Source organism: Leptolyngbya iicbica LK, assembly GCF_004212215.1.
In the GTDB taxonomy this organism is placed as follows: Bacteria; Cyanobacteriota; Cyanobacteriia; order Phormidesmidales; family Phormidesmidaceae; genus Halomicronema; species Halomicronema iicbica.
Genome location: NZ_QVFV01000002.1, coordinates 1,404,858 through 1,426,187 on the forward strand (window position 1 = coordinate 1,404,858; position 21,330 = coordinate 1,426,187).

The window sequence follows — 21,330 nt, forward strand, 5'->3', positions numbered from 1 at the left end:
TTGGCGATCGCCGTTCGTAGTCGCTACAGTGCAGATGAGCTTTACTCAATGACGCTATGGGCCTATCCATCGATCCAGCGATTTCGAAAAAGGTGCGGAAAATGCGATCGCGGGTCCGCTGGCAGGCTCCCATGATCGCGACACAGGGCATTGATCAAACACGCTTAGGCATTGCCGATGGGCTGACGTCACCGTCAGCCTTTTCTTTTTTGGTGATTGGCGACAGCGGCTTTGGCCCCCAATCATTCGGCCATCCCCAGCAAGAAGTGGCCGATTATCTAGCCACCCAAATGGCCGATTGTCGCTTTTTGCTCCACACCGGGGATGTGGTCTACCGGATGGGATCGCCAGATCAGTATCCGGCCAAATTTATTGCCCCCTATCGAGCGTGGCTCATGGGCGGCGATCGCCACCAACGCTTAGACTACCGCCAACTCACTTTCCGAAAGCCATTTTTGCCCGTGCCCGGCAACCATGACTACTACAACTTGCCGTTTCCCTATGGACACATTGTCGCGGCGTTGCAACCGCTGCGGCGATCGCTCAACCTGCCCGTACCGTCCACGAATGGCCGCCGGGGTTCGGCCACGGGCGACACCTACGCCCGCGCCTTTTTGGATTACCTCAAAGACATTCCCCTGGGCCGCTTAGCCCAACACCTCGACCAGCACTACACCATCCCCACCGAAACCGGACGCGCCCTCACCTACGAACCGGGCACATTCACCCGACTGCCCAATCGCTACTATCAGTTTCGCTACGGCAACATCGACTTTTTTGCCCTCGACTCCAGTACCTTCCACCGTCCAGTCGAGATAGATGGCGCTGAAACATTGATGGCGGACTCGCCCAGCCAGCAACTTCCCCCCGATTTGGACTGGGAGCAATTGTTTTGGCTACGCGATCGCCTCATCGCCTCCCACCAAAATCCCAATGTGCAAGGGCGTATTTTGACTTTGCACCATCCCCCTTATATTACGGAGGCCAATAAACGGTACGAAACGGCCTGTCAGACGGTACGGCAACACCTGCGTTGGGTGCTCGATGCCGTGGTCGCACAAATCGGGCATGACACCGCCGCCCCCTTACTGGATCTGGTGCTCAGCGGCCACGCCCACTGTTTTGAATATTTGCGCACCGGCGAAACCGGGCACGGCGATCGTCACCTCAATTGGCTGGTCTGCGGCGGCAGTGGGGCGCGGCTGCGATCGCAACATGCCGACACCACCATTTGTGAAACCCGCGATGGCACAGCGCAAATCATTGCCAAATCCCAATTGTTCATTGGTCGCCATGGCAGCGGGGCCGATACCCACTGGCCCTACACCTTTCTCCGCATTGATGTGGAACCGGGTCGCGATCGCCCCCAGTTTGTCGTCCGTCCTTTCATCGCCCAACACGCTCACCACACCTGGACGCGGTCAGAGTTTGCTCCACTAATGCTATAGCTTTGAACGCGCTCCACAGCTTTGAACGCGCTCCACCCGCGCCAAGCACCAACATAGGGCCGTGTACGGTTTCCCCGTACTGTGGCGATCACCGCCAAACCGATACGATATAAATGAATTTTCACCCTGGGCCCTGGGTCGCAGCCATTGGATGGAGGAGCGCTTACAAAAAATCTTATCCCAGTGGGGCGTAGCCTCCCGTCGGGGCGCTGAGAGCTTGATTCAAGCGGGGCGCGTCTCGGTCAATGGCGCCATCGCCGAGTTAGGACAAAAAGCCGACCCTCAGCGCGATCGCATTCAGCTCGATGGCCGAGAACTGACCAACCGCGATCGCCCTCCCGCCTACTACGGCCTCCTCAATAAACCGCTGCGGACGATGTCAACCTGTCACGATCCCCAAGGTCGCCGCACCGTCATCGATTTTCTACCCCCGTCCTTGCAGCACGACAGCGGCATTCATCCCGTGGGCCGTCTGGACTACAACTCGACCGGAGCCATATTACTCACGAACGATGGCGACCTCACCTATCAGCTCACGCATCCGCGCCATCACATAGCTAAAACCTATCGCGTCATCGTCAGAGGACAGCCGAGTCCTGATATTATCAAGCGGTGGCAGCAAGGTGTGCGCCTCGATGATTACCAGACGACCCCTGCCGATGTGCGCATCCTGTCGTCTAGCAAATCATCCGGACAGACCGAGTTAGAAGTTGTCTTATGGGAAGGTCGTAATCGCCAAATTCGCCGTACCGCAGAACTGTTAGGGCACCCGGTCAAACAGTTGCACCGTTTATCGATTGGCCCGTTACAGGTAGGCAATTTAAAGTTTGGGCAAATCCGGTTACTGGCCTCTCACGAGTTAAAGCAGCTACAGGGTATCGTCATGAATACTGCTGATGTGAGAAATGTCACAGAATAGTAAAGTTAACAGAGACTGTTGTTAAAGAGCCTTAACAAATTCAAAACCGTCACTAGCCAATTGATTGTATTTGTTTGCATCTCCGAAGGGTTTGATGAATAAGCCAGCACAGAACATTAACCAGCTTCATCGTGAGCAACTGGTCTATATTGGTCAAATTTTGCGCGAAACCCGCGAAGCGGCGGGGCTGTCTCAGGCTGCCTTAGCCGAAAAAACCTTGATTCGATTGAGCCTGCTGAATGCGATCGAAGTGGCTGATATTAGCCAGTTGCCGGAGCCGGTTTACACACGGGGACTCATTCGGCGTTATGGCGATAGCTTAGGCCTGGACGGCGAAGCGCTAGCCATTCAATATTTCACCCCCGCCACTCAAAAGAAGCCATCACGGTCATTTTGGCGCTTACCCATTACGCCTCAGTTGCGTCCCGTGCACCTGTATGTGACCTACGTTGTGTTGATTGGCGTGGCGATCAGTGCGCTCTCTTACACGTTGCAGCGCATGAGCTACCAGAACAGCACTTTGCCCGTTTTAGAAGGCGAAGTTGCGGAAGAAGCGATGATGCCTGAGGGTGGCCCAGGAAGCGAAGAAGCGGAATCGCCCACTGCCCCCGAGGCCCCAGCCGTCCCAGCGGAAGTCGCAGATGCCCCCGTACGGGTCACCGTCCAACTGCAAGAGCAGTCCTGGCTCCGCATTACGACCGACGGGACTGTCACCTTTGAAGGCATTCTGAAAGAAGGCGACTCTAAGATTTGGACGGCAGAAGAGCAACTTCGCATCCGGGCAGGCAACGCGGGCGGGGTAAGGGTTTCCTTTAACGAAGGGAATGCCGAAGTCTTGGGGCAGCCAGGTACGGTCGCTGAGGCCACTTATCCACCGAACAATACGGCTCAGTTGCCTCGCCGCTGAAGAATCAGGCGGGAGCCAGTCGAAACCACCGACATGGCTATGCACGGCCCAGAGCTGTCTTGATTTTATTGCTCGAACTCCCGATTAAGATGGCATTTGAGAGATCGTTACTGGGCAGTAGAGTAAGTCAGCGATCGCCCCTCTCAAATTAGCCGCATCAGCCAAACATCAATAGCTGTGGCTTAAAAATCATCACCAAGCCAAAAAACAGCATGAATAACCCGCCGCCCAGCTTCAAAATGCGGCCCTGGCTCTCGGTCAGGCGAGCAGACTGAAAGGCATAAATGAACCCCGCCAAAATCAGCAGCAGCGGCAAGACGTAAATGGCGGCGTATAGGCCCGTCCAGGCAGAATAGCAGACGATCGCGGCGCCGCCATTCACTGCGCAGTAGTTAATCAGCGTAGTCATATACACCACGGGCAAAATTGCCGTGCAGCCCAGTTCCACAATATTGACGAATACGGCTAACAGCACCGTGCCCCCCAACGCGCCGGCAAACTGCCAACGATTCTTATCGGCACTGCGCAGGTCGCGGACAATTTTGCCTGCCTTTTTGCTGATGGTGCGCTGTTGATCAGCCGATAACGACAGCGACACCCCTTCCTTAAACCAAAAGTAGTCTTTGATGTTGATCAGACCCGCGATCGTGATCGCGATCCCTAACAGCAGCAAAATCACGTTGCCATACTGCTCAATCAAGACCGATCCCAGCCCGATCATCAGCATGATAAAGAGGAAATACATCACCGCCGAGGTCAGCACAAAGGTGCCACCAATCAACACCATGTCACGCCGCCGGTGGGTGTAGGTCAACAGCGAGAGCAAGATCACCAACACGGTAAACGCACAGGGGTTGAAGCCATCAGCGAGGGCGATCGTGCCGACAAAGAGGGGAAAGGGTAACCCTTGAGCAAAACTCCGAATCGTTGATTCTGGCGTGAACCCAATCAACGCAAATAGGCATAACAAGAGAACGGCAGCTAAGCCCCCAATCCAATAGCGGCGCGACTGGGGCTGCTGCAGGCGATCGCGCAACGGAATGCCACTGGCCAGGTACAACACAGGCAACGCTGCAATCCACCAGAGGCGATTGTGGGCATCAGCGGTAGCCACCGCTTGAGACAAGTTGATATCGTGCCCCACTGCGTCAGAAATCGCTATCACAATCTGGTTGCGATAGCCGATGTATCCCGAATACGCCTCGACATACTCTTTAGGGCCACTCGTGGCGTTGTAGCCAATAAAACTCAACTCACCAATGGCCGTGCGAGGCACCGCCCAAGTTTGAATGTTATGCGCCTGCAAATACTCTCGAAACTCTTCTGGCTCCTCATTCACTTCAATAATGTGAACATCCACATCATCGTTATAAGCATCGATGTCTTGCATGAGCGGCATCTGCTCACGACAGTGAGGGCAAGACTCACTGTGAAAGAAATACACGTCGACCACACCATCGCTCGCCTCGGCCCACGATGCGGCAGGTGTCAATACCAACGACAACGCTGCCACGACCAAAATCAAAAACTGCTGCCAGTGTCTTCGTATTTGCATGGTTCAAAGCCACTTTTACCCGCTTCCAGGCTACTTTCACCGGAGAAAAACCCGATAAATTGTAGGGAATCTTTCAACTTTGGCGCTCCCAAATCACGTTCAAAGTGACCAGTCGCGGAGAGCATTGAATTTGAGCAAACGTCACCCCGCCCCCAGATGAGGACCATGACATACTCGATGCGCCTCGTCCCCCTAAATTCCTCTGCTGGCCGCGGGAGGGGGGAGGGGATGCAGAGTTCACTAATTACACTCTTGATAAAGTTACCTCCATCAACAGCCGGGGACTAACGGGAAAATTTACGGAACCTTTGCAAAGTGTGAGTGAGATCACTGACAGTGCCACGCCAAAAACTTCTTACATTACTGAGTAGTTGCGATTCAAATCGTCGGGTGCACAATTTTTCGAGCGTTTCTTTCGTCATCCCACTCAGCAGAGGATCCCAATCACGATGAGTCTTTCTCAGCCTTGTGCAGATAAAGCCCTAACCAAACCATCCGATCACATTCGCGTTTTGGGCGAAACCGGCCAAACCGTGGTGTATCTGTTTCCTGATGGACAAGCATGGGCTGATCGTGAGGCACCCGATTTCGACGCGATCAGCATCAGCCAACCGTCGTCATCCGTCGCGCCGATCTCGCCCAAAGCCGACGAGCAGTGGTTAGACCAACTCATCGCGGCGGGCAAAGTGACGTTAGCTCAAAAAGCAGTGATCCTGCATGATCGGGAGAGCACAGGGCTGGAACTCACCGAAATTTTGTCGGCTCGGGGCTGGCTTTGAAACGAATTTAAGACTGGGGCAGTCTCTTTGAAAGTTTGCCGCGATCGCCAATGATGCGGGAACGGTTGATCCCATGCGGGCGTTAACGAGGAACGGCGGAGAGCTTCCTAAGCACCTAGTATGGAGGCTTCAAGACGCACTGCCCAAGCCAGCTCAAGTCACGGCAGTCACGTTTGCGATAATGGCTAAACGCTACGGGATTGACTTTGCCCGCTATTCTGGAATAAGCCATCGGCACTAGGCTTTCTGAGTTCGTGCCGTAGATCCAGTTAGCGGTATTGTGAATCACTATCATGTCTAGCCAGCGTCCCGATATTCTGTTTATAGTCTTGGACACGCAGCGAGCCGATCGCCTCTCCTGCTATGGCTATCCCCTCGATACGACGCCTAATTTAGATGCGTTTGCGGCTAATGCGACTCGGTTTGAGACGGCGATCGCGCCCGCCCAGTGGACGATTCCTTCCCATGCCTCCATGTTCACGGGCGTGTATCCCTCAGAGCATGGCATGACCCAGTCTTATTCCGTCATGCCCGACGAGTTACCCACCCTGGCCGAACGCCTGCGAGATAGCGGCTATTTCACTGCTGGGTTTTGCAATAATCCCCTCGTCGGTGTCATCAACAACGGGCTGCGACGCGGCTTCCAGAGCTTTTTGAACTATAGTGGCTTGCTCACGTCTCGCCCCAACCAGGCGGGCGTCTCCCCAGGGCTGGTGGGACGCTATCGTCAGTGGTTCAAACGACAAGTTTCTGGCGTGATGACCAAGCTGCAAGATGCGTTTGCCCGCTCTGACTGGTTATTAGCGCTGTCCTTTACGCCGATTATGGTGCCCCTGTGGCAAACGGCTCTCAGCTTTAAAGGCAACACGGCCAAGTCGCTGGAAGATACGGCGCGGCTCTTGTGCGATCGCGTTGGCACCGAACCAGACCAGCCCATCTTCGCCTTTGTGAACCTCATGGGCACTCATATGCCCTACCATCCACCGCGCCAATATATTGAGACATATGCGCCCCATGTGTTGCGAGATCGCGATGCTCGCAGCTTTCTCCAACGGTTCAACAATGACGTATATGGCTGGCTGGCCCCACTAACGGGCGCCCTAAACGATGACCAAAAAAAGACTCTCGATGGCATGTACGATGCCGAAGTCGCGTACCAGGATGCGTTGCTCGGCGACTTCTTTGCCAAACTTGAGCAAGCCAGACGCCTGGAGCATACGCTGGTGGTCATCTGTGCCGACCACGGCGAACACCTGGGCGAAAAGCAGCTCATGGGCCATAGCCTCTCGATTTATAACGAACTGGTGCGGGTGCCGCTGATTATTCGTCAGCCGGGACAAGACGAAACCCAGGCCACCGTGGTGCCAGAAGTCGTCTCCACCCGCCGCTTGTTTCAAACCGTGCTGGATGCGGCAGAGCTCGCCAACAATCACGAACAGCCGCTGACCTTGTTACCCCAACCGCAGGCTGATCCCGAGACGGATTTTGTTTTTGCGGAGGCCATTCCCCCGCAGAATGTCGTCAACCTGATGCAAAAGCGACAGCCTGATCTGGTGCGCGATCGCGCCTGCGACCAGCCCCGCCGCGCCGTGTGGATGGGCACCCACAAGCTAATCGAAATCGGCGACCGCGAGATCGAACTCTACGACGTGCAGGAAGATCCGCAAGAAACGCTCAATATCAGTGCCATTCTGCCGGAAAATGTGGAAGCTCTTCAGGAATGTCTGCAATCTTTTGCGGGCGAAATGGACGGCTACGGCACGTTAGTGACGGCTCGCCGCGCTCCGGGGTATGACGATCCCGATGTGCAACGCCGCTTGCAAGATTTAGGCTATCTAGAAGATTAGGGCGATCGCTCCCGCTGGTTGCGCGATCGCGAGGGCGATGCGTTCTCCCATCCTGTTTCGGAACTTGCCGGGATGAAGTATTCTCGCCAAAATGTCTCGGGACGTGTCCGGACGAGGCATTCCCGATGCCAAGCGACAGGAAAAGTCAGGTAGGCAATTCCGAGAATGCCTCGCCCCTACGGGGTTATCCCCCACCCTGTTTCCCTGCCCCCAACCACCCTGTTACCCATGTATCCTCCCGTTGATCCCATCATTTTTGAAATCGGCCCCTTTGCCTTGCGGTGGTACGGCCTGCTGATGCTAGCGGCGATTCTCACGGCGGCGCAGATTGCTAGTCACGAGGTCGCCCGCAAAGGCGAAAATCCGGACAATCTTTGGGACATGCTCTTTTGGGTTTTGATTCCAGGGTTCATCGGAGCACGGCTCTATTACGTGTTTATCCAGTCGCCTCGGGGCGATGCGGGACTCGGTTATTACCTGCAAAATCCGGGCGAAATTCTGAAAGTTTGGGGTGGCGGCATCCATATCTTTGGGGGGTTCATTTTTGGCACGATCGCCCTGTGGCTATTTGCCCGCATTCGTAAACTCGACCCGCTCCCCTATCTCGATGCCATTTGTTTGGGGCTGCCACTGGCACAGGCGATCGGGCGCTGGGGCAATTTCATTAATCAGGAGTTGTATGGGCCACCCACGACGCTGCCCTGGGGACTGCGGATCGATCGCGCGCATCGCATTCCGCCCTACAACGACCTCAGCACTTATCCCGACAGCACGCGGTTTCATCCCCTTTTTCTCTACGAGTCACTGTGGAACTTTATCGGGTTTGGGATCATCTTTTGGCTGTCGCGACGATTTGACAAACAGCTAAAAGACGGCGACATCGCCTTGATGTACTTGATTTGGTATCCCCTCGGGCGGTTCTTCATCGAGTTTCTGCGTACCGATTCCTGGTTCTTTCCGGGCACACCGTTCAACGTGGTGCATATTTTGACCGCGATCGCTGTTCTGGCCGGGACGGCTGGTTTATATTGGCGACATCGTGGCACCTCTAGCCCACAAACTCCGCTGAGTTAGGGCAGTGCGCGCATCCTGGCTACGCATCAGCTACCGTCATATCCGGGCAAAATCGCCACGCTAGACACAGGGTTGGGCTAGCACATTATGTCTCGTCTTCCCGAATTCCCCACGCCCAATAGCGATGCCCATCATCACCGGGAGAGCTCACCGCGCCGTCGTTGGTGGCGTTTTGGTGTCATTGCTTGGGTCGGGTTGGCAGCAGTGGGTTGGCTCGGTTATCTCGCCTTTTTTGGCGGCTTGCCCGGCAACTATTGGCTGGCGCAGGTTTACAGCATTTCCCTGTTTCCTTTGGCCGCCGTTGTCCTGACGACGGTATTGACCGCACCTATGTTTGGCTTAGCCTTCGGATTGTTGGCGATCGGCAGCATTCACACGCCATGGAGACGACGAACTCGCCAAGGGGCCAAAAAACTGCTCCTGTTGTTATTAATTGAGGCGATGGCGATCGCCGCCTTACTCCCCAGTGGCATTTTGGTGACAACGCTGTCAGATCGCTTGGTGATCCTCCCTTGGCACACCACATACCGAGCGATCTATGTCTCGCCGCTTGACGATAATTATGGCGACTTGATGTTGGTGAAATGTGGTTGGTTCGGGTTTTGTCGCCAGGTCTACCGCAGCTATACCGATGTGGGCAGCGCAGACGAGGCATATCTGCAATTTGATGCTGAGGCGAACCAGATCAAGCTGCATTTAGAAGGCAGCTGGGTATATGTGCGATCGCCCGGAGCCCCCGCCTGTCAGGAAGGCCTGCACTCAGATCATGCCGACCACGAATGTGATGCTGACCTCAACTAACGCCTGAGGCTTGCCTAAAATCTCGAATTTTGTCAAACGGTAACCACCATGCATCCCTGAACAAACATCCCAATTTAGGCGTTAACTTGTCCACAATCACTCAGGACTCAATCGATGGCAATGAGACACCAAAGGCTACCAGGCCCAAGTTAGAAAGCAACTGGCAATACTACCAGCAAACCAGCAATCAGAAGCATCTCATCAACATGGAGACAACAAGCGCCAACGGTAGCGTTCAAAACCACCAATTATCAACCCTGCAGGATAAAACTGTTGTCAGCTCTAACAGCCTGAACCCAATCAAGAATTGTTTATAGTTTTTGTTTTTTCACCACATAGCGACCTAGCAAAAATACTGATAAAGCTTCACTTTGCAGCATCGATCAAAGTCCGGCATAGCGATGACATGCGACCTAGAAAATCAGCCGACCTAGAAAATGATTAGCACAATCTTTTAGCAGCATCCGGGCTGCATGGGTCGCTTCTCGTATAAATTTATATGCTAGCGATACCGAGGCTTCTAGCCAGGGCACACTCTATCCAACACATCATCGGGACTAAATTGTTTGGCGGAGCACCCAGCATTTAGTGACTAGCAAGAAACTGAAATAAATTCTCTATGTTAGGAGACTGAATATATGGCCGCAGGCTCACCCAATCAGGCCTTTGAAAGATTCCTCAATTCACTGCCGCCGGATGTTGTCGCCTCTTTTAACTCTCATCAGCTGCAAGCTATGAGTCTGGCGATGCAACCCCAACCACGTAAGCACTCAGTCGATTTTCGCATCACGCTTCCAGTTTTGTGGAAAAAGTTCTACCTAGTTCTCCTCATCGGTGCCGAGCGTAGAACCGCAGAAAGACGCAGGGTTGAACGTCAACAGCATCCTATCTGGACACTGGGGAATGTCTCCCTAATCATGATCCTCATTGGGTTAGGGCTGTTAGCTGCGCTAGGAATATCGCAGCTCAGAGGAGCCTCATCAGTGCTGCTCCAGCCCGAAGAAATCAGACAGACAAGTCCTGTGGTGATTCCTTTTGTTGATAATGAAACAGATTGCGTGAACAGTGGCAGGAGTTGGGAAAACGATGAATGTATTGACTACATTCACGATCGCCGATTTTAATCCGTGATAATTCTACAACCACTAAGTCAAGACTCATTTTTTGTATGAGTGGGGGACTTGAGTTGGAACTCATACAGTGCTGATAAGAAGTTGCGATTTTCATGCCCCGGACGACTCAGTTTGCATAGGGCAAACCGTGCCAGTGGAGGCAGTGCTGCCCATTGTTGAGGGGTGATTTCACAATCAAAATGGGCGGCTTGGGCTTGCACATCAGTCGGCACTTGATCTGCCTGTAACCAAGGCGGTTGAGGATCAATGGGTAAATCTTTGGCGGGGGTCTCGGTGTATTGCAAGACAGTGGCTTGCACGATGTCGCGATAATTGGCAATTTCGGTTGAGGTTTCGCAGGGCTGCGTCACCAAGCGCGCGCGATCGCTCTGGCTAAACTTATGCCAGTGTTCTAGTTTCAATTTGACGCCGCAAGTATCGAGCTTATATCGCACCTGCATGGGAATACAGCGGAGCGATTCAACGAAGTCGGCTTCAAATTCAAAGAACATCAATTCAGAAGTGGACATAACAGTAATCACGGTACGCAAATTCAGTGGGTTTACGTTGGAGATCGGGTGGCAGAGTGACAATTCATCCTGCGATCGCGCCACTCACAACCTGGCCACAGGGAACAAGCTGCAAGGGGCAAGGGGACGGTTCCCTGTTGATGCTACCGATGCCATCAGGCGCGAGCCAAGGGCACCGTCCCCTGAGAGCGGTTGGTTTTCTCTCCGCCCCAGCCTCAATGCTGGAGGACAGCGTCTCGGACGGCTAACTCTAGCGACTCGCTCACCTGTTGATGGGTGCGATCGCCCATCAGCATTTCCTCTGTAATCGGCACAACCGTGACGGCGCTGGCTTTCAGCTCGGGTTGCAGGGAAATCGGGCACACCGCTGAGTGGGTGAGGGCATTGCATTCAGCCGCATCGGCCCAGAGCGCTCCCCAGTGCATGGGAATAAAGAGTACACCCCGACGAATATATTGGGTCACTACGACTTTTAGGCGAGCCTGCCCTCGGCGCGATCGCACCTCGACCCAATCCCCCGATTGCAATTTGAGATGCTGGGCGTCAATGGGATGCATTTCCAGCAGCGGCTCTGGGTGCATTTTACGGATTTTGTCGATGCGACCAGTGCGGCTCTGGGTATGCCAATGACCGTACAGTCGCCCGTTCGTGAGTACAAAAGGAAACTCAGGATCAGGCGGCTCCGTCAATCCCTGCTCATGGAAGGTGGCGAACTGGGCGCGGCCATTGGGGGTGGGAAAACGGAAATCAGTGTAGAGACGTTTGTCGTGTTTGGTCGACGCGGTGTCTGGAGTTTCCACTTGCGGACACGGCCATTGAATGGGTCCCTCGTCAGCGAGTCGCTGGTGGCTCAGCCCGGTCATGTCGCACACGCGCCCAGCGGTGAGTTGCACAAATTCGGCATAGACTTCCGCTGACGTTTGGCACGCGAATTGCTTGGCAAACCCCAACCGCCGTCCCACTTCAGCAAAAATTTCCCAATCGGCGCGGGCCTCACCGGGGCGATCGCGAAAGGCTGGGCAATAGGTCACCGTGCGTTCTGAATTTGTCATAATGCCGCTCTTTTCGCCCCATTGGGCCGCAGGCAACAGCACATGGGCGTACTCGGCTGTTTCCGTCGGATAGTAAGCGTCTTGCAAAATGGTGAAGGGCGATCGCCGCAACGCCGCTTTGGTGCGCTCAATATCCGGCATACTGACGGCGGGATTCGTCGCCGCCACCCAAAACACCCCCACTGCACCTTGTTCCAGACCCACCATCATGTCCCAAGCCGCCAGTCCCGGCGTCGGCGAAATACTGCCGGGGGGCAGTTCCCAGGCTGTTTCCACGGCTTGACGGTGTTCGGGATTTTTGACCAGACGATACCCCGGCAAAATGTGGGCCAGACCACCAGCTTCGCGCCCGCCCATGGCATTGGGTTGCCCCGTGAGGGAAAATGGCCCCGCGCCCGGTCGCCCAATTTGTCCCGACATCAAATGCAGGTTGATGAGCGTTCGCGCTTTGGCGGTGCCTTCGGCAGACTGGTTAATGCCCATCGACCATAGCGACAACACACTTTTGGAGCGCCCCCACCAGCGTGCCGCTTGCTCCAGCTCGGCCACGGTGATGCCGCAAACCTCTGCCACCTTTTCGGGGGGATAGTGATCCACCACGGCGGCATAGGGGGTAAAGCCCTGGGTCGCCTCTTCAATAAAGAGCGGGTCAATCCAACCTTTGCGCAGCAGAATGTGGGCAATGCCGTTCATCAAGGTAATGTCGGTGCTCGGACGAATCGCCAGGTGCAGGTCAGCATCTTTCGCCGTTTCCGTGCGGCGTGGATCGACCACAATGAGCTTGACTTTGCCCTTTTTCTTGCGGTGATATTTGCGCAAGCGATTGAACACGATGGGGTGGCATTCGGCGGTGTTGGTGCCGATCAAAAAGGCGCAGTCGGTCTGCTCTAAATCGTCGTAGCAGGTGGGTGGCCCGTCAGAGCCAAAGCTTTGAATGTACGCGGCGACGGCGGAAGACATGCACAGCCGCGAGTTAGCGTCGAAATTGTTGGTGCCGAGGCAGCCTTTCAGTAACTTCTGCGCGGTGTAATAATCTTCGGTCTGGAGTTGACCAGAACCGTACATACACACGGCTTCTGGCCCTTGGGTATCCACCACATGACGAATGCGGTGGGCGATCGCATCCAGTGCCTCATCCCAACTCACCCGCCGAAATGGTTCGTCCAGCGAGTCCCGCACCATCGGGTACAGTAAGCGGTTTTTGTGAATCGCATCGGCGATCGTCGCGCCTTTGACACACACCATCCCCTGGCTAGAAGGATGGGCGCGATCGCCCTTCACCAAATAGTTTTCGGTTGCTGCATCAGGCTTGCTCACCGGGGCCACTTCTAGGCCACAACCGACACCACAGTAGGGACAAAGGGTTTTTGTAGAAGTCATGATCACTGTCTATCTAAAACTAAGACTGTCAAAGGTTGGGACCCTGGCACCAGAAAATTGGCCATGGTGTTGCTGAGGATTGGCGAAATATTGACGGCTGAAAGATTACAGACGCCCCCCGAATTTGAGAAAAGCCGGGAGAACGACCTCATCTGGCTGGATGAAGGGGCTCCCCCGGCTACTGTCTGACGGTGAGAAGGAAGCTCAGTTGTGCCTCCTCAACCTGGACTCGCAACTACATCAGCCGAGCTGACTGTTCTTCTGGCAGAGCCGAGGGATGAGGATGCATCCCCGGATCTTCGCCTTCGTGGAACTCTGCAAAGGAACCCTTGGGCTCTTCGAGGAAGAAGACGCAAAGGAAAGCCACAATCAAACCGGCAATCCCCAAGAGCTGGAAGAACTGCGCGTTCACGACTGACATAACCGCTTCGCCACCATTAGCCGCAGCAGAACCATCCGTAAAGAGGAGGCGCATAGTCAGGTAAGCGACTGCACCCACGTTGCCGTAAGCGCCAACGTTACCAGCAATCTGCCCTGTCACCTTGCGCTTGACCAAAGGCACCATGGCAAAGGTCGCCCCTTCGGAAGACTGCACAAAGAATGAACAAGCCATCGTCAGCAATACCGCCAGCGGTAATGGCCATGCCCCACTCACGGTGCTCATCATGAGGTAGCCGAGGCCCATGCCCGCAGTCAGTACCACCATCGTCCATTTACGGCTGCCCATCTTGTCAGAGATGAGGCCCCCGCCGGGACGAGACATCAGGTTCATAAAGGCATAGCTAGCGGCGATCGTGCCAGCAGTCGCTTTATCAAGACCAAAAGTCCCTTCAAAGAAAGCGGGCAGCATGGTGACAACCGCGAGTTCAGAACCGAAGTTCACAATGTAGGTCAACTCCAGCATGGCCACTTGCTTAAAGCGATAGCGCTCTTCGGGCGGGTAGACCTTGTCACCGGACAGGAGATCCTTATTAACGGTCCAGCAGTTGTACGTTTGGAAAGCGTAAAGGGCAATTAAGCAAGCCCAGGCAATGTACATGCCCCCGGTGGTCAAGAAGTTGACCTTGGTCAGCCGCCATGCCAAGACCATGAGAATGGCGGTCAGGGGAATATTCATGATGAGCAGGAACCAGAAGTCACGAACGGAGGTGACTTCCATGCCGCGTGCACTCTTGGGACGCTGATACACCTTGCCAGGCGGGGTATCCGTGACGTTGAAGTAGTAGAAGATCCCGTAGAGCGCGCCGATGATGCCCGTGCCCAAGATGGCGGCTCGCCAGTTCAAAATATCCGTTTGGAAGGGAGGGAACAGCAAGACGCGGAAAGTTTCTTGCTCGGGGAATTGGAAAGCACCGGGCAAAAATGCCAAGGCCAAACCAAACAACACCATGGTGAACGCTGAGAAGGCGGAACCAAAGTTACCCCAACCGCCGTAAATCCCTTCGGCAGTCCCCACTTCTTTTGGAGGGAACCACTCAGCGGTCATGCGGATGCCAATCACGAACCCGGCGCCGACAATCCCCATCAGCAAGCGACCCAGCACTAACTGGTTGAAGCTTTGAGCCGTGGCAAAAATCGTACAGGGAATCAGGGCATAAACTAACAGCGCCGAGTAAGTGAGGCGCGGGCCATACTTATCTAGCAGCATGCCGATGATGATGCGCGCTGGCACCGTCAACGCCACGTTACACAGACCAATGGTGCCGACCTGGGCAGGCTCGAGACCAAAGTCTTGGGCGATCGTGGTGGCAAACGGTGGAAAGTTAAACCAAATAACAAAAGTTAGGAAGAACGCAAACCAGGTCAGGTGCAGGATTCTGTACCTTCCCTGAGTTGCTTTAGAAAACAACTCAACGAGCATTTGTGCTAATCTCCTAGCAAACCAAGAAACGACTCAAACCTTTGCAAATGGACTTTTGCAAGGTTTTTTTTTTGACACACTCCCCCTCAACAATGCCTGGGAGTTTCTTATGAGCTGGGGCGATCGCCCCAGTTCAAAGCTTTATTCATCAACGGTCATCTGCAAGTGACCGTTGTGCTCCGGATCTCCCTGACTCGCAGGCTGTGCCCCAAAGTGCTCGGTCAACAAGCCAGTGAGCACGGCGGGTAATTCGTCACAGGGCACGCCCTTTTGCACACAGGTGCCGAGTTGAGCATCTTTGCCGACTTTGCCACCCATGTAGATATCGACGCCCTCGGCGGGCTTGCCATCTTTGCGCACCTTGGTGCCCATGAGGCCAATGTCTGCCACTTGCGGCTGACCACAGGAGTTGGGGCACCCCGTCCAGTGAATGCGCACCGGCTGCGGCAAGTGCAGGGTGGCATCGAGTTGGCGAGCGATCGCCAGGGCGCGCTGCTTCGTTTCCACCAGGGCAAAGTTGCAGAATTGGGCTCCTGTACAGGAAACGAGCGATCGCACCAACGGCGTCGGCGAGGTCGAAAACTTTTGCAGCAGCGGCTCAGCCATCAACAGGTCCAGCCGCGTATCAGGAATGTAAGGGATGATGATGTTTTGTTCGACGGTCAGACGAATTTCGCCATCGCCATACACATCGGCAATGCGGGCAAAATCAAACATATCCTGAGCGGTCAGGCGACCCACGGGCACATGAAAGCCGACATAGCTCAACCCTGGCTGCTGCTGTGGATAAACCCCCACGTGGTCGCGCTTGTCCCAATCGATCTCATCTTCAGCAGCGGCGCTGAGCAAAGGCTTGCCGTAGGCTTTTTCCACTTCGGCCCGGAAGGTGTCCATGCCCCATTCATCAATCAGCCACATGAGGCGGGCCTTTTGACGATTGACCCGCAGGCCGTTGTCGCGATACACCTCCAGAATGGCGCGGGACAATGCCACGACATCATCGTTGGGCTCGACCCAAGCATTCAGCGGCACAGCGGCCTCACAACGACGGGCCGAAAAGAAGCCCCCGACCAAAACGTTGAAGCCCAGTTTGCCCTCACGATAAGCCGGGACGAAGGCAATGTCATTAATCTCAGCATGGACGGCATTGTCACGCCCCCCTTCGACCGCAATGTTGAACTTGCGCGGCAGGTTGGTGAATTCAGGATTGCCCTCACCGCGATCGGTGATCATGTCCTGTAGCTTTTTCACTAAGCCCCGGGTGTCGATCAGCTCGTCGGCGTCAATGCCAGCCACCGGAGACCCCGTGATGTTGCGCACGTTATCCATGCCCGACTGAATCGAGGAGAGCCCCACCGCCTCAAACCGCTCAAAAATGTCGGGAATGTCTTCTAACCGGATGCCGCGCAGTTGCAGGTTTTGACGGGTGGTGACATCAGCGCTACCGTCTTCGCCATAGCGCTGAACTATTTCAGCCAGCACCTTCATTTTTTGACCTGACAGGATGCCGTTGGGCATCCGTAACCGCAGCATGAACTTACCGGGCGTCACCGGGCGGAAGAAAATACCCAACCACTTGAGCCGATGAGTCAAATCAGTTTCGTCAACTGATTCCCAGCCCAGCTGAGCAAATTCTGCCAACTCAGACTTTACGGCCAAACCGTCTTTTTCAGCTTTGAACTTTTCAAACTTGTTCAGTTTTCCAGTTGTTCTTTGAGCTGCATCAACCACAATTTTGCCCCTTCAGCTAGGCACTACAGGTATTAAAAAATCGAGCGAAATTTGAAGGCTTAGTGACGAGCGCCGACAACAATTAAACTCTCCTAATCACAGGCATTGCCTTGAGCGCTTGGAGATAACTTAGGCGAGACAAACCTGGCTTTTTGTAAATTGCGATACCTTTTTCGGGCGTAGTCACGGTTGCTGCATGGATGTCATGCATAAACTGCATCACGCGATTTGTGCATGATTGATGCGCGCTCGCGATTTGTGGAGCGGGTTCGTGAGCATCCCAACTGATTGCTGAGCTCTTTGAAGGTCAGGGAGCCGCGGATCTTGGTACTGCCTACCTGGCGGGCTCAAGGATCAAAAAAGCCAGAGGTTATCGTCCATATTTCTCAATTTCTGATGTCACTGTCAGTCTTTAGATTGATGGCATTCCCAATTGATGGCAGCACGCTTTGGGACAATGCTTTGGGGCAGCGATCGCTCCTACCCAGCGTATATTTTTCAATCTGGCTCGAGACCGTTTGAGTTATGCAAAAGCTGCTTGAAATTGATGCAGAAAATGAATACCGCCAACGACAGATGTTTGTCTCGAACTTTTTGCCCTGGATATCTTATGAATAGATGGCTCTGGGAGTCGGCGAGCAGGGGTTACCTGCGGTCAAAAAATCGATTATGTTTGTTGAAATTACTGCTGCCGATATGTGCTCAGATGCGCTCGCCGAGCAACTTGAACAAGCTTTAGCGCAGTTTCTGGAAGGCGACTTTCGAGAGAAATGGGAAACGAGCAAACAACTTGTTGAACTGGGGCCAGCGGCGATCGCTTATCTGGTGCCGCTCCTGCAGGACGAGGCGTCCGACTGGGAAGTCCGCTGGTTTGCCGCGCGCACGCTGGGGCAGTTTGAACATCCCGACGCCTTGCAAGCCCTGATCGATTTGCTGCAACAGCAACCCGACCCCGATGTGTTGACAATGGCCGCCGAGGGGTTAAGTCACTTTGGCGACGCCGGGATTAAAGCCCTGATCGAGCTTTTAGAGCAGCCGGAATACCGCCTGATTGCCGTACAAGTGCTAGCCAGCATCCAGCATTCATCGGTGTTTGTGCCCCTTTTGACCGCCGCCGAAGATGCCGATCCAGCCATCCGAGCCAAGGCGATCGCAGCGTTAGGCAACTTTCACCATGAAGAGGTCGACAAGCTCTTAATCGGCACGGTAAGAGACCCCAGCATGATTGTGCGGCGAGAAGCGATCGCAGCCCTGGGGGTGCGTCATCATCTATTGACCCAGGTCAACCTCGTTGATCTACTATTGCCCGGATTGTGGGATGTGCGACCGGAGATCAACCAGGCCACCGCGATAGCCCTGGGCAAGCTGGGTACCGAAACAGCGGTGGCCGCCTTGGCACGGGTCTTGTCATCGCCCCACACCCCAGACAACTTGCAAGCTGACATCATCAGCGCCCTGGGGTGGATTGAACGCGCATCGGCCCTGCGCGCGCTGATCGCAGCGTTGCGCCAGCTCTCCGGGTCTTTGCAAGTTCAGGTGGTGGAGACCCTGACCCGGCTGCAAACCCCCCAATTGCAACAGCGCGCTGGGGATGCCCTGTGCGATTGGCTCAAAACCTATTTATTGCTGCCGACGGCAGACAATCAACTGATTGCCACGATCGCCCTAGCCTTAGGGACTTTGCACTATCAGCCGGCCATGCTGGTGCTAACGGATTTGCAGACGCACGACGATCCCAAAGTTCAGCTCTATGCCACCGCCGCCCTCCGCTATTTTGCTGATGAGGCTGGGCCAGGCTGAGCTGCGATACCGCGATCGCCCTTAAATTCCGAGCCGCTGATACACATCATCTAAATTGCGCAAATGATGATTGGGATCAAAACAGGCGTCAATGTCTGCTGGCGACAGATGCGCTTGGACGCGATCGCTACCACTCACCAACGCCCGAAAATCGCCGCCTTCGGTATTCCACGCCTGATGCGCTAAAGACTGCACGATTTCATACGCCTCTTCTCGCTTCAGTCCCTTATCGACCAGAGATAACAGCACTCGCTGACTAAACACAACGCCGCCATACACATTCATATTGCGCTGCATGTTTTCGGGGTAGACCAGCAGCTTCTTCACCAAGTTTGTGGTCTCCACCAGCATGAAGTGAATCAGAATGCAGGAATCCGGCAGGATCACTCGCTCGACCGAACTGTGGGAAATATCGCGCTCGTGCCACAACGCTACATTTTCAAGTGCGGCCATGGCATTGCCGCGAATGATGCGCGCACAGCCCGTTAACCGTTCCGACCGAATCGGGTTGCGTTTATGAGGCATCGCCGACGAGCCCTTTTGCCCCTTGGAGAAAAATTCCTCCACTTCCAGCACGTCAGTGCGTTGCAGGTTACGAATTTCTACCGCAAAGCGTTCGATGGAGGCGGCTAATAGCGCCAGCGCATTCATAAATTCGGCATGTACGTCTCGCGAGATGACCTGAGTAGACGCCGTGTCGGGGCGCAGCCCAAGTTTTTGGCAGGTGAGGGACTCAATGCGCGGATCGACATTGGCATAGGTGCCCACAGCACCGGAAATCTTGCCGACCGCAATTTTGTCTTCGAGCTGGGTGAGGCGATCGCGGTGGCGCATCATTTCGGCCAGCCAGCCCGCTAGCTTGAAACCAAAGGTGATGGGTTCGGCATGAATGCCGTGGGAGCGACCAATCATCACCGTGTCGCGATGCTCTTGCGCCCGATAGCGAATCGCCTGAATCAGATTTTCCACATGGGTTTGGATGACCTGAAGGCTGGCGACCATTTGCAGCGATAGAGCAGTATCCAGCATGTCAGAGCTGGTCATGCCCAGGTGAATGTAGCGTCCGGCATCACCAACATACTCGTTGACGTTGGTCAGAAAGGCGATCACGTCGTGCCGCACTTCTGCTTCGATTTCTAAGATACGATCGGGGTCAAAATCGGCTTTGGCCTTGATCTCGTCCACCGCCTCTGGGGGAATGTAGCCGAGTTCTGCTTGGGCCTCGCAGACCGCAATCTCGACCTGTAGCCAAGTTTTGTATTTGGCCAGGTCATTCCAGAGTTCGCCCATCTCAGGCAGGGTGTAACGTTCTATCAAGACTTCAAGCAGAAAACAACCGATCTATATTACATGGCGACGTTCCCCATGTGCTTTCTTCAGATGAACCGGGCAAGTAACAGTCACCCCTTTTGCTCAATGGGCAAAGCTGCGATCGCCCTCTGCAAAACGCCACACCCGCAAAGCGATCGCCATTCCGAGCAGCCAACGTCCAGTCACCCGTGGACATTGATGCATGGGGCTCAGCTTCGCGATCGCTCACAAATCTATCTCACCATCGCTAAGGGCTGAGCCAAAGGCTCGGGCAATGTTCATGAGCGCTTGATCGAGCTTCAGAAACGCTTGAGATGGGTGATTGAGATCGATCACGCTTCATGCCTTTCAGCGTCGGTGATAATGGAGACACCTGGATAATGAGTTTATCCATATTCGAAATTCGAATCGCGGAACTGAGAGGAACGGGATGTCAGCCTATAAAACCTTCATTACGATTGACGATCCGAGTCAGGTTGTTCTGTCTGACCTCCCTTTTCGCAAAGGTCAACGGGTGAGAGTCGTGATGCTCACGGCAGAGGATGAAGCGACCATCATCAGCCAGCGTTTTCAGGAATTGTTCAAAGCGACTCAAGCCCTACCTGGCGTAGAAGACCTGACTGAAGCTGATATCTTGACGGAAATTGCGGCTCATCGTCGTGGCGAATGAAAATTATTGTTGATACCAATGTGCTCATCTCTGCCATTCTCAGAGACAGAGATCCAGAACTCATAATTCAGTTCATTGTGGATCATCCCGATTTTGAGTGGGTAGCATCACCGGAAGTTTTGGCTGAATACCAAGCGGTTTTAGCGCGTCCCAAGTTTCGTCTATCTCAAGAAATTCAAGCCACCTGGACGACATTATTAACAGCGACGATCTCACCCATCCAAGTTAACGTCACCGTCGATTTCCCCATCGATCCGAAAGATGCCATGTTTCTGAGTTGTGCGATCGCAACTGATGCAGATTTCATCATCACCGGAGACACCGATCTGCTCAATGCTGACCTGGCAATAAAAACGTCTGTTGTAAATGTGAGCACTTTCAAAATGGCCTTTTATGAGGCTCAGGCAGACTGTTAGTAAATCGCCCCTCCCCATCTCACCAAGCCGCGATCGCCCCCCCAAAACACCACACCCGCAAAGCGATCACTGTCCTGAAAAGTCTAAGCCTAATCACCTGTTGACCTTGATAGAGTCGCATTAGAATAAGCAAAACG

17 protein-coding genes are annotated in these 21,330 nt (G+C 54.3%); 11 read left to right on the forward strand and 6 right to left on the reverse strand.

Annotated features, from left to right (window positions below; translation table 11 throughout):
- Positions 1 to 56 precede the first annotated feature (56 nt).
- From DYY88_RS13215 to DYY88_RS13225, 3 genes are all read left to right on the forward strand, one after another.
- The gene (locus DYY88_RS13215; RefSeq protein WP_039727457.1) at positions 57 to 1,448 is read left to right on the forward strand and encodes a metallophosphoesterase family protein; all 1,392 of its coding nucleotides are present in this window, start codon (positions 57 to 59) and stop codon (positions 1,446 to 1,448) included.
- A gap of 151 nt (positions 1,449 to 1,599) precedes the next feature.
- Positions 1,600 to 2,367 (forward strand): pseudouridine synthase, encoded by a 768-nt coding sequence (locus DYY88_RS13220; protein WP_039727455.1) that lies wholly within the window; start codon positions 1,600 to 1,602, stop codon positions 2,365 to 2,367.
- Positions 2,368 to 2,461: 94 nt separating this feature from the next.
- On the forward strand, positions 2,462 to 3,274 hold the full coding sequence (locus DYY88_RS13225) for a helix-turn-helix domain-containing protein (RefSeq protein ID WP_044151267.1): 813 nt from the start codon (positions 2,462 to 2,464) through the stop codon (positions 3,272 to 3,274).
- 157 nt (positions 3,275 to 3,431) lie between these two features.
- Here the strand turns inward: DYY88_RS13225 and DYY88_RS13230 are convergent, their stop codons facing one another.
- Positions 3,432 to 4,829 carry a glutaredoxin gene (locus DYY88_RS13230; RefSeq protein WP_039727454.1) on the reverse strand — a complete coding sequence of 466 codons (1,398 nt, stop codon included), beginning with the start codon at positions 4,827 to 4,829 and terminating at the stop codon, positions 3,432 to 3,434.
- A 449-nt stretch (positions 4,830 to 5,278) separates the two neighbouring features.
- Between DYY88_RS13230 and DYY88_RS13235 the strand changes: the two genes are divergently transcribed.
- From DYY88_RS13235 to DYY88_RS13255, 5 genes are all read left to right on the forward strand, one after another.
- A complete protein-coding gene (locus tag DYY88_RS13235) occupies positions 5,279 to 5,608 on the forward strand; it encodes a hypothetical protein (protein ID WP_039727453.1) in 330 nt (109 codons plus the stop codon).
- 293 nt (positions 5,609 to 5,901) lie between these two features.
- Positions 5,902 to 7,455 carry a sulfatase family protein gene (locus DYY88_RS13240; protein WP_039727452.1) on the forward strand — a complete coding sequence of 518 codons (1,554 nt, stop codon included), beginning with the start codon at positions 5,902 to 5,904 and terminating at the stop codon, positions 7,453 to 7,455.
- Positions 7,456 to 7,683: 228 nt separating this feature from the next.
- Positions 7,684 to 8,529 carry a prolipoprotein diacylglyceryl transferase gene (gene lgt, locus DYY88_RS13245; protein ID WP_039727451.1) on the forward strand — a complete coding sequence of 282 codons (846 nt, stop codon included), beginning with the start codon at positions 7,684 to 7,686 and terminating at the stop codon, positions 8,527 to 8,529.
- Positions 8,530 to 8,616: 87 nt separating this feature from the next.
- A complete protein-coding gene (locus tag DYY88_RS13250) occupies positions 8,617 to 9,330 on the forward strand; it encodes a hypothetical protein (RefSeq protein WP_044151266.1) in 714 nt (237 codons plus the stop codon).
- A gap of 638 nt (positions 9,331 to 9,968) precedes the next feature.
- A complete protein-coding gene (locus tag DYY88_RS13255; RefSeq protein WP_052288468.1) occupies positions 9,969 to 10,454 on the forward strand; it encodes a hypothetical protein in 486 nt (161 codons plus the stop codon).
- 26 nt (positions 10,455 to 10,480) lie between these two features.
- On the opposite strand, the gene DYY88_RS13260 is transcribed toward DYY88_RS13255, so the two are convergent.
- The 4 genes from DYY88_RS13260 to DYY88_RS13275 all read right to left on the reverse strand — a co-directional run bounded on the left by DYY88_RS13260 (position 10,481) and on the right by DYY88_RS13275 (position 16,996).
- Positions 10,481 to 10,972 carry a nitrate reductase associated protein gene (locus tag DYY88_RS13260; RefSeq protein ID WP_207223320.1) on the reverse strand — a complete coding sequence of 164 codons (492 nt, stop codon included), beginning with the start codon at positions 10,970 to 10,972 and terminating at the stop codon, positions 10,481 to 10,483.
- Positions 10,973 to 11,187: 215 nt separating this feature from the next.
- Complete coding sequence (locus DYY88_RS13265) at positions 11,188 to 13,404, reverse strand: molybdopterin oxidoreductase family protein (RefSeq protein ID WP_039727448.1); 2,217 nt, start codon at positions 13,402 to 13,404, stop codon at positions 11,188 to 11,190.
- Between the two features lie 235 nt (positions 13,405 to 13,639).
- Positions 13,640 to 15,265, reverse strand: coding sequence for an MFS transporter (locus DYY88_RS13270; RefSeq protein ID WP_039727446.1), 1,626 nt, complete (start codon positions 15,263 to 15,265; stop codon positions 13,640 to 13,642).
- A 141-nt stretch (positions 15,266 to 15,406) separates the two neighbouring features.
- Positions 15,407 to 16,996 carry a ferredoxin--nitrite reductase gene (locus DYY88_RS13275; protein WP_044151265.1) on the reverse strand — a complete coding sequence of 530 codons (1,590 nt, stop codon included), beginning with the start codon at positions 16,994 to 16,996 and terminating at the stop codon, positions 15,407 to 15,409.
- Between the two features lie 669 nt (positions 16,997 to 17,665).
- Here DYY88_RS13275 and DYY88_RS13280 point away from each other — a divergent pair.
- On the forward strand, positions 17,666 to 18,796 hold the full coding sequence (locus DYY88_RS13280; RefSeq protein ID WP_160299566.1) for a HEAT repeat domain-containing protein: 1,131 nt from the start codon (positions 17,666 to 17,668) through the stop codon (positions 18,794 to 18,796).
- A gap of 21 nt (positions 18,797 to 18,817) precedes the next feature.
- On the opposite strand, the gene purB is transcribed toward DYY88_RS13280, so the two are convergent.
- Positions 18,818 to 20,113: an adenylosuccinate lyase gene (purB, locus tag DYY88_RS13285; RefSeq protein WP_039727445.1), complete on the reverse strand. Its 1,296-nt coding sequence runs from the start codon at positions 20,111 to 20,113 to the stop codon at positions 18,818 to 18,820.
- 424 nt (positions 20,114 to 20,537) lie between these two features.
- Here purB and DYY88_RS13290 point away from each other — a divergent pair, with 424 nt between their 5' ends.
- The gene (locus DYY88_RS13290) at positions 20,538 to 20,777 is read left to right on the forward strand and encodes a hypothetical protein (protein ID WP_039727444.1); all 240 of its coding nucleotides are present in this window, start codon (positions 20,538 to 20,540) and stop codon (positions 20,775 to 20,777) included.
- Positions 20,774 to 21,193, forward strand: a complete 420-nt coding sequence (locus DYY88_RS13295; protein ID WP_044151264.1) for a putative toxin-antitoxin system toxin component, PIN family — start codon at positions 20,774 to 20,776, stop codon at positions 21,191 to 21,193. The genes DYY88_RS13290 and DYY88_RS13295 overlap by 4 nt, the downstream gene beginning before the upstream one ends.
- Positions 21,194 to 21,330: the final 137 nt, after the last annotated feature.

Coding starts and splice junctions, on each gene's coding strand:
- DYY88_RS13215 (WP_039727457.1), top strand. CDS start 57: ATGGGCCTATCCATCGATCCAGCGATTTCGAAAAAGGTGCGGAAAATG.
- DYY88_RS13220 (WP_039727455.1), top strand. CDS start 1,600: ATGGAGGAGCGCTTACAAAAAATCTTATCCCAGTGGGGCGTAGCCTCC.
- DYY88_RS13225 (WP_044151267.1), top strand. CDS start 2,462: ATGAATAAGCCAGCACAGAACATTAACCAGCTTCATCGTGAGCAACTG.
- DYY88_RS13230 (WP_039727454.1), bottom strand. CDS start 4,829: ATGCAAATACGAAGACACTGGCAGCAGTTTTTGATTTTGGTCGTGGCA.
- DYY88_RS13235 (WP_039727453.1), top strand. CDS start 5,279: ATGAGTCTTTCTCAGCCTTGTGCAGATAAAGCCCTAACCAAACCATCC.
- DYY88_RS13240 (WP_039727452.1), top strand. CDS start 5,902: ATGTCTAGCCAGCGTCCCGATATTCTGTTTATAGTCTTGGACACGCAG.
- lgt (WP_039727451.1), top strand. CDS start 7,684: ATGTATCCTCCCGTTGATCCCATCATTTTTGAAATCGGCCCCTTTGCC.
- DYY88_RS13250 (WP_044151266.1), top strand. CDS start 8,617: ATGTCTCGTCTTCCCGAATTCCCCACGCCCAATAGCGATGCCCATCAT.
- DYY88_RS13255 (WP_052288468.1), top strand. CDS start 9,969: ATGGCCGCAGGCTCACCCAATCAGGCCTTTGAAAGATTCCTCAATTCA.
- DYY88_RS13260 (WP_207223320.1), bottom strand. CDS start 10,972: ATGTCCACTTCTGAATTGATGTTCTTTGAATTTGAAGCCGACTTCGTT.
- DYY88_RS13265 (WP_039727448.1), bottom strand. CDS start 13,404: ATGACTTCTACAAAAACCCTTTGTCCCTACTGTGGTGTCGGTTGTGGC.
- DYY88_RS13270 (WP_039727446.1), bottom strand. CDS start 15,265: ATGCTCGTTGAGTTGTTTTCTAAAGCAACTCAGGGAAGGTACAGAATC.
- DYY88_RS13280 (WP_160299566.1), top strand. CDS start 17,666: ATGTTTGTTGAAATTACTGCTGCCGATATGTGCTCAGATGCGCTCGCC.
- DYY88_RS13290 (WP_039727444.1), top strand. CDS start 20,538: ATGTCAGCCTATAAAACCTTCATTACGATTGACGATCCGAGTCAGGTT.
- DYY88_RS13295 (WP_044151264.1), top strand. CDS start 20,774: ATGAAAATTATTGTTGATACCAATGTGCTCATCTCTGCCATTCTCAGA.